This window comes from Candidatus Hydrogenedens sp. (genome assembly GCA_035378955.1).
Classification (GTDB): Bacteria; Hydrogenedentota; Hydrogenedentia; order Hydrogenedentales; family Hydrogenedentaceae; genus Hydrogenedens.
The window spans coordinates 1-2,284 of the sequence record DAOSUS010000144.1; the positions used below are offsets into that span (position 1 = coordinate 1).

At 30.6% G+C, this 2,284-nt stretch carries 3 protein-coding genes; all 3 read right to left on the bottom strand.

Annotated elements, in window-relative coordinates:
- The coding region (locus tag PLA12_14695) for a (2Fe-2S)-binding protein (GenBank protein HOQ33738.1) at positions 1 to 220 on the bottom strand (220 nt) is incomplete at its 3' end.
- A gap of 420 nt (positions 221 to 640) precedes the next feature.
- Positions 641 to 1,099: a hypothetical protein gene (locus PLA12_14700; protein HOQ33739.1), complete on the bottom strand. Its 459-nt coding sequence runs from the start codon at positions 1,097 to 1,099 to the stop codon at positions 641 to 643.
- Between the two features lie 352 nt (positions 1,100 to 1,451).
- Complete coding sequence (locus tag PLA12_14705) at positions 1,452 to 1,940, bottom strand: hypothetical protein (protein ID HOQ33740.1); 489 nt, start codon at positions 1,938 to 1,940, stop codon at positions 1,452 to 1,454.
- Between the last annotated feature and the right edge of the window lie 344 nt (positions 1,941 to 2,284).

Here is a 2,284-nt window from a genome sequence, read left to right on the forward strand (position 1 = left end):
GATTATAATAAACAATATCACATTCTTCATTCATGCATATATAATAATCCATATCTCCGACCATTTCTTCCAGTGTATCATCTACCAAATGCTTAACCGTAATATTTTTCACTTTGATTCCTGACCTATTACATTCAGGGCATGTGTTGTCATTCTCTATTTTATATGTTGATTGAAATTTGCTACCACAGCAACATTTATTCATTATCTCATTAGCCATTTTATTTTTCCTTCCCAAATTGAATATGGTAATACTTTTCCACCTAATGTCTTATCATTTCTTAATTCTCGTTTTCTTATAAAACCATATCATATTCTATTACCATTATATATTAAATTCTATTTTCATAAGTACCTTTTCTATTATAATTGGTTTCATTTGCATAAATAATTTATTATTTTCAAATTACCTTATTTTATAGCATGTACTCATGATAAAGTTCTGCTGTTGAATTAGGATAAGGTTAATTATATCTGCAGGTATTCTAAGGATATAAAAAACCGTGAAGGTTCACATGATTACTCCTGTAAACACCTCACGGGGAATCACCAGCGATTTTTTAATTTTTTAAACCTTATTTTCATTCATCAGACATTATAAAACATAGACAACAACAGAAGCCCAAGTATTTCTAAGATATTACTTTTTAATCTCTTCTTTTATATCTGTGAGAACCTCCAATATCTGCTTTAAAAGTTCTTTTGTTGTAGGTTCCTCGTCAAGTATATCTTCACTTTTTGTACCAGTCTTAATATCTTTCTGATTAGGGCTGCTAATAATCTGTACAGTAAAAATCGTTCCCTTCTTTCTCGTTGCTTTTTCATTCCATTGTTTGTCATATGCCAATATTTGCGATATCTTTTGAAGATATCTTGTCAATGTCCTCTCCCCACGGATTGGGTCTAATGCTCGATACGCCATCTTTACAGATATTCCATTATACTCAATTATCTCAAACATTCGGTCACCACTCCACTCATCATTTGCTTCCCTCACTGCATCTTCCAAATCATTAGCAAACTCATTTCCAGCATCAAACCTTACACCTGCTTTCGGTCTCGCAAGAGTAGCATAAAACTCAATGTTTTCATTAAACATACGCAACTCCTCCATTCATAAATGATATTTTGAATTCAGTGGTTTATTTTACATCCATTTTACAACAGTGCAAAACTGATGTCAAGTGGTTTAATAAAAATTCATTGGTTTAATTTTAATTCGCCATCAATCAAAATTCTAATAAAAAATTTAATCCCTTAACCTTTATACCTTATCCCTTCAACCTACCAAAAAAGTAAACCCCGCAGCAAAACAGGAGTTATCCTGCATTTACTACGGGATTATGGAATGAACTTTATTATCATAGAGTCAACTTTATTATCATGGAGTGGAGTTTATTTTAGTTATATACCATGATGACTTTTAACACAAGTTTTTTATTTCTGAAACTCTAATCTGTTAGATACTTTCTTTGCATTTTCAACCTTTTATATGATAAACCAATACCTATAAGTAAAGATGGAACAAAATTTGTAAATAATCCTAATAACGGCGTTATAGTTATATCTAAAAGAGAATAAGTTATGGTAAATGGAATATAGTAAAAATTGAATAGTATCCAGTATTCGCTTAATTCTTCAGGTATATTATTTAAAATTTTGCCGGTCCTTAAAAAGGTGTATAGCCATAATCCAACTCCAATAACCGTAATAATACTCCCTGTAAGAAAGTCATATTTTTTATCCATTTTTGTATCTAAAAGTGTTGTGCCTACATATACATAAGAGAGTATCAACACTATTACTAAAGGTACTCTAATTGCTATATAATTTGTATATTTGCCAATCGCAGGTGCAATTGCAACAAACATCAGCAAAAGGATGGAAGATACTCCTACAATAATTAAATGTGATATTAGTGCTTTAACTTTATTTTTCACTGTTCAATCCCTTCAATTCGTAATATTATATAAAAAGTTCTCTAGATTCTATTATCATTATACACTAAAATTCCATTCACATCACAAAAATACCTTTACTATTAATATCGGCTTTCATCTTCTCTAAAAATATCCATATTCACGACCATAACAAAAAATTTTCGTTATAGCATTAATCCCATTTTGACAGAATTTTGCCCCTTATTGTATATTTAAAATAATCTCCACTCCAGCCCCCACACCCTCAAACCCTTATCCCTTCTCGCCTTGAACCTATTTCCCTATTTCTTTCCAGATAATAAAGTCCGCTCTAAAATTCAATATTTTCATTCCATTTAATAACA